The following is a 6,443-nucleotide window of genomic DNA, read 5'->3' on the forward strand; positions in this document are numbered from 1 at the left end:
GCCCCGCCACCGGCATCGGCGAGCAGCACGGACACCCGGCCCTCGCCCACCACCGACACCCGGACCCGCACCGTCGAAGCGCCCACCGCGGCCAGTGACACACCCGACCACGCGAACGGCAACGCGGCACCCTCACCCGCCGCACCCGACAACGCCACCCCGTGCAGCGCCGCGTCGAGGAGAGCCGGGTGGAGCCGGAAGTCGGTCGCGGGCGTGCCGGTGGGCAGGGCGGCCTCGGCGTAGATGTCGCCGTCGGCGCGCCACGCGGCGTTCAGTCCCCGGAAGACGGGGCCGTACCGCAGCCCCTCCTCCGCCATGGCGTCGTAGAAGCCGTCCAGATCCACCGGCTCGGCGCCGGCCGGCGGCCACTGTGCCGAGGCCCAGGCCGCGTCCTCGGATCCGCGGGCTCCCGGAGCCGGGGTCTCCGGCGCGAGGATGCCGGTCGCGTGCCGTGTCCACGGCTGGTCGCCGTCGTCCGTGCGGGCGTGCACGGTCACCGGGCGGCGGCCGTCGGGTCCGGCCGTGCCGACGGTGACGCGTACCGCCACACCGCCCCGCTCGGGGATGGTCAGAGGGGCCTCCAGCGTCAGTTCGTCGATGACCGGGCAGCCTGTCCGGTCGCCGGCGTAGCCGACGAGTTCCACGTGTGCGGTGCCGGGGAAGAACACGGTGTCGCCCACGCGGTGGTCGCCGAGCCATGGGTGCGTGCCGAGGGACAGGCGGCCCGTCAGGCCGAGGGCGTCCGTGTCGGGCGCCGATACCCGTGCGCCGAGCAGCGGGTGGCCGGCCGGTTCGAGACCGGCGGTCAGCACGTCGCCGGCGCCGGTGGGGGCGGTGACCCAGTAGCGCTCGCGCTGGAAGGCGTACGTGGGAAGCTCCACGCGGGCGGTGGGGGCGGCGTCGTGAAGGAGGCTCCAGTCGACGGGGGCACCGTGCACGTAGGCCTCGGCCAGTGACAGCGCGAACCGGGCCGGGTCTCCGCTGTGGCGGCGCAGCGATCCGACGGCCGTGGCGGCGACCGGTGTCGTGGCGATCGTCTCGCCGAGGGCGATGAAGAGGCCCGGGTGGGGGCTTGCCTCCACGAAGAGGGTGAACCCGTCGTCGAGCATGGCCCGGGTGGTGTCCTCGAAGCGGACGGTGCGGCGCAGGTTCTCGTACCAGTAGCCGGCGTCGAGCGCTGTCGTGTCGAGCGGGCCGCCGGTCACCGTCGAGTAGAAGGTCGTGCTGGACGGGCGGGGTGTCACGTCGGCTATCTCGGCGAGGAGTCGGTCACGGATCTCTTCGACGAACACCGAGTGGGAGGCGTAGTCCACCGGTATCCGGCGGGCCTGCACTCCCTGGGCCTCCAGCTGGGTGTAGAGCTCGTCGAGGGCTTCCTTCTCGCCGCAGACGACGGTGGATGCGGGGCTGTTGACCACGGCGATCTGGAGCCGGTCCCCCCAGCCGCGCATCACCGATTCGGCCTCCGCGGAGGGCAGTGCGACCGACATCATGCCGCCGCGTCCGGCGAGGTCCTGACGGATGATCCTGCTGCGGAGGGCGACGACGCGTGCGCCGTCGTCCAGGGAGAGGGCCCCGGCGACGCAGGCGGCGGCGATCTCTCCCTGGGAGTGTCCGACGACGGCGGCGGGCTCCACACCGCAGGCGCGCCAGAGGCCGGCGAGGGAGACCATGACGGCCCACAGGACCGGCTGGACGACGTCGACCTCATCGAAGGTGGGTGCGCCGGGGCGCTGGTGGACCACGTCGAGGAGGTCCCAGTCGGTGAAGGGGGCCAGCGCGTCGGCGCACTCGCGCATCCAGTCGGCGAACACCGGTGAGGAAGCGAGGAGTTCGACGGCCATGCCGACCCACTGGGAGCCCTGGCCGGGGAAGACGAACGCGACCTGGGCGGGGCCCGCGGCGGTGCCCCGCACCAGGTGCGGTGCCTTGGCGTCGGCCGCGAGGGCGTCCAGTCCGGTGAGCAGGGGGGTGGATCCGGTGCCGTGCGTGCCCGCGGAGTCCCCGGTGTCGAGGACGACGGCACGGTGCTCGAACGCGGTGCGGGTGGCGATCAGCGCGTGCCCGATGTCCCGGGGAGATGCGGTGGCGCCGGCACCGTCCCGTACGAAGGAGGCCAGGCGCTCCGCCTGGGCACGCAGGCCCGCGGCGCTGCGGCCGGAGACGGGGAACGGGGTGACGGGCGTGGTGAAGGGAAGCGTCCGGCCGTCCGTGACCGGTCGTTCCCCGCCCGGCTCCGCGCTCTCCCCGTCGGGTGCCCCCGCCGGGTCCGGCTCCGGTGCCTCCTGGAGGATCACGTGGACGTTCGTGCCGCTGAGCCCGAACGCCGAGACGCCTGCGGTACGCGGGTGGCCGTGGCGGGTCCAGGGCTCGGCCTCGGTGAGCAGGCTGACGTGACCGGAGGTCCAGTCGACGTGGGTGGAGGGCTGCTCGACGTGCAGGGTCTTGGGCAGCAGACCGTTGCGCAGGGCCATGACCATCTTGATGACTCCGCCGACGCCCGCTGCCGCCTGGGCGTGGCCGATGTTGGCCTTGAACGATCCCAGCCTCAGCGGCTGTTCGGCGGTGCGGTCCTGGCCGTAGGTGGCGAGCAGGGCCTGCGCCTCGATCGGGTCGCCGAGCGTGGTGCCGGTGCCGTGCGCCTCGACGGCGTCGACGTGGGCGCCGGGTACACGTGCGTTGGCGAGGGCCTGGCGGATGACGCGCTGCTGGGACGGGCCGCTGGGCGCGGTGAGGCCGTTGGACGCTCCGTCGGAGTTGATGGCCGATCCGCGGATGACGGCGAGGACGGGGTGCCCGTTGCGCCGGGCGTCGGAGAGGCGCTCCAGCAGGACGATGCCCGCGCCCTCGGACCAGCCGGTGCCGTCGGCGCTGTCGGAGAAGGCCTTGCACCGCCCGTCGGGTGCGAGACCGCGCTGCTTGCTGAAGGCGACGAACGGTGCGGCTGTCGACATGACCATGACTCCGCCGGCCAGGGCGAGACTGCATTCGTCCTGGCGCAGGGCCTGGGCGGCCAGGTGGAGGGCCACGAGCGACGACGAGCAGGCGGTGTCGACGGTGAAGGACGGGCCTTCGAGGCCGAGGGCGTACGAGATACGGCCGGAGATGACGGACGCGGCCCGTGCAGTGGCCATGTAGGCCTCGACGGCCTCCGGTACGCCTTCGGGGAAGTCGCCGTAGTCCTGGATGCCGGAGCCCATGTAGACGCCGACGCGGCCGCCGCGCAGGGTCTCCGGGTCGATTCCGGCCCGTTCGAAGGCTTCCCAGGCGACTTCGAGGCTGAGGCGCTGCTGCGGGTCGGTGGCCTCCGCCTCCATGGGGCTGATCCCGAAGAACCCGGCGTCGAAGTCGCCCGCTCCTTCGAGGAATCCGCCCTGGTGCACGTAGCTGGTTCCCGGCTGCGAGGCGTCCTCGCCCATGAGCTGGTCGAGGTCCCAGCCGCGGTCGTCCGGCATGCCCGATACGGCGTCGCGGCCCTCTGCCACCAGTTGCCACAGCTCCTCGGGGGTGGTCACCCCGCCGGGGAAGCGGCAGCCCATGGCCACGATCGCGATGGGCTCCTGCGCGGCGGCCTCGGCGTCCTGGAGGCGGCGCCGGGTGCGGTGCAGGTCGGCGGTCACCTTTTTGAGGTAGTCGAGGATCTTCTCGTCGTTGGCCATATCGGTCTCACGGTCCTTCGGGGTCAGATGACGGCAGGGGTCAGATGACGGCAGCGTGCCCGTGTCAGGCGAGGCCGAGTTCCTGGTCGATGAAGGCGAGGACGTCGTCGGCGGAGGCCTCGTCGAGCGAGTCCCGCACGGCCGCCACCCCTGTCTCGCCGCTCTGGAGGGTGGTCAGTGTGTCGAGGAGGGTCTGCAGCCGTGAGGTGATGCGGCTGCTGCGGATCTCCTCGATGTCCAGCGCCCCGACCAGTTCCTCGAACCGGTCGACCTCCGCGAGGACCGGCGTGGCTGTGTCGTCGCTGTCCGGGAAGAGCCGGGTGTGCAGGTGGTCGGCGAGTGCTGTGGGTGTCGCGTAGTCGAAGATCAGCGTCGCGGGCAGTTGGGCACCCGTGGCGGCGGTCAGGGCCTGGCGGAGTTCCACGGCCGCGACGGAGTCGAAGCCGAGGTCCTCGAAGGCGCGTTGCGGGTCGAGTTGGGAAGCGGCGTCGTAGCCGAGCAGGGTCGCGACGCGGGTACGTACGAGGTCGAGCAGCGCGCGGCCGCGCTCGGCGGCGGAGAGGCCGGCGAGCCGTGCCATCAGAGCTTCGGCGTCCGAGGCCGCCGTTTCGGGCTCGGCGGTGAGGATCCGGCGTACGTCGTCGAGGGCGTCGAGCAGGGGACGAGGCCGGGCGAGCGTGTACGTGGGGGCGAAGCGGGACCAGTCGAACTCGGCGACGACGAGGTGGCTCTCGTCGTACTCCAGGGCCTGCTTCAGCGCGCCTACGGCGAGGCCGGGATCCATGGCGGGGGCGCCGATTCGTTCCATCACCGCGGCGAGTTCCGCGTCGACCATGCCTCCCTTCCAGGAGCTCCAGGCCACGGAGGTGGCGGTGAGCCCGCGAGCGCGGCGGCGGTGGGCGAGCGCGTCGAGGTGGGCGTTGGCTGCGGCGTAGGCGGCCTGCCCGGCGCTGCCCCAGACGGCGGCGCCGGAGGAGAAGAGCACGAAGGCGTCGAGGGGGTGGTCGCCGAGGAGGTCGTCGAGGTGCTGGGCCCCGGTGACCTTCGCGTGGCCGACGGCCGCGAACTCGTCCTCGGTCAGTTCGGTGAGCGGCGCCATGCGCTGCATGGCACCGGCGGCGTGCACGACGGTGGTCAGCGGCAGGTCCCCGGGGACGGCGTCGAGGACCCGGGCCAGCGCGGCACGGTCGGTGACGTCGCAGGCGGCGAGGGTCACCCGGGTGCCGGACGCCTCCAGTTCGGCCGCCAGCGCGCGGGCTCCGTCGGCCGCGTCGCCGTGCCGGCTGAGGAGCAGCAGGTGCGGGATGCCGTCGGCGGCGAGCATGCGGGCCACGTGGGCTCCGAGGCCTCCGGTGCCGCCGGTGATCAGCGCGGTGCCGTTCGACGGGCGGGCCCGGACCGGGGTGCGGTCACCCAGGGGGGCGCGGACCAGGCGGCGGGCGAGGATGCCGTCGGCGCGCAGGGCCACCGCGTCCTCGCCGGTCGCGCCGGAGAGCACGTCGCAGAGACGGTGCAGGTCACCCGGGCCCGGTTCGGCGGGGAGGTCGGCGATGCCGCCCCAGGTGTCGGGGTGGTCGAGGGCGAGGCCACCGCCGAGGCCCCAGAACTGGGCCTGCTCCGTGGCGGTCAGCTCGGTGGAGCGGGAGGTGGCGACGGCGGACTGCGTGGCGCACCAGAGCCTCGGGGCATCCGGGGTGTCCGCGAGGGCCTGCACCAGGGTGACGGTGGCTGTGAGGCCGCGGGTGAGATGGGGGTGTGCGGGTTCGGGGCGGTCGTCGAGGGCGAGCAGGGACAGGATCCCGGCTGCGGGCTGCGCGGCGAGGCGGGCGGCCAGGTCCGCTCGGCTCAGGCCGGGGAGCGCTTCGATGATGTCCGGGGAGGCGCCGCGTTCGATGAGTGCGGCCAGGATCGCGGTGACCGTGGGGGTGTCGGCCTGTCCCTCGGCGACGGCGACGAGCCAGGGGGCGTCGAGCGCGGTGGCCTCGGCGGCCGGTGCGGTGACGGGCTGCCAGACGACGCGGTAGCGGAGGTTGTCGACCGCGGCCCTCTCCTGGTGGAGGCGGCGCCAGCGTGCCATCGCGGGCAGGACCTCGCCGAGTGCGCTCTCGGTGACCGAGAGCCGGCCGGCCAGCGCCGTGACGTCCTCCCGGTCGACGGCCTCCCAGAAGGCGGCTCCGGCCGGGTCCGCGGTCCGGTCGGTGGTGTCCTGGGCCTCGGGTCGCTCCATCCAGTGGCTGCGGCGCTGGAAGGGGTAGGTGGGAAGGGGGATCCGGTGGGCGCCCCGGCCCTGGAAGAAGGCGTTCCAGTCGACCGCGCTGCCGTTCGCGTGCGCGTGGGCCAGGGCCGTGACCAGGGTCAGTTCCTCGTCACGGGCGCGGCGCAGGGCGGGAACGCACAGGGTGCCGTCGGCGGGCGGCAGGCAGTCGGCCACCACGGGGGTGAGTGCCGCGTCCGGCCCGATCTCGATGAGTACACGGGCCCCTTCCGCGTGCAGGGCGCGTACGCCGTCGCAGAAGCGGACCGCTTCGCGGACGTGGCGGACCCAGTAGTCGGCCGAGGTCAGTTCGTCGGGACCGGCGAGCCGGCCCGTCACGTTGGAGACGACGGGGATGCGGGGTGCGTGATACGTCATCCGGGCGGCGACCTCGCGGAAGGCGTCGAGCATGGGTTCCATGAGCGGTGAGTGGAAGGCGTGCGACACGGCCAGACGCTTCGTCCGGCGCCCCAGCCCCGCGAAGTGCTCCGCGACCGCGAGCGTCTCCTTCTCCGACCCCGACACCACCA

The 6,443-nt window shown here is 73.6% G+C and carries 2 protein-coding genes; both read right to left on the bottom strand.

From position 1 onward, the window contains the following. On the bottom strand, positions 1-3,659 hold a 3,659-nt coding region (locus JGS39_RS34715), incomplete at its 3' end, for a type I polyketide synthase (protein ID WP_219573731.1). A 64-nt stretch (positions 3,660-3,723) separates the two neighbouring features. Then, positions 3,724-6,443 (bottom strand): SDR family NAD(P)-dependent oxidoreductase (locus tag JGS39_RS34720; RefSeq protein ID WP_219573732.1); only part of this gene is annotated, 2,720 nt, incomplete at its 5' end.

The sequence above is a fragment of the Streptomyces poriferorum genome (genome assembly GCF_019399235.1).
GTDB classification, from domain to species: domain Bacteria; phylum Actinomycetota; class Actinomycetes; order Streptomycetales; family Streptomycetaceae; genus Streptomyces; species Streptomyces poriferorum.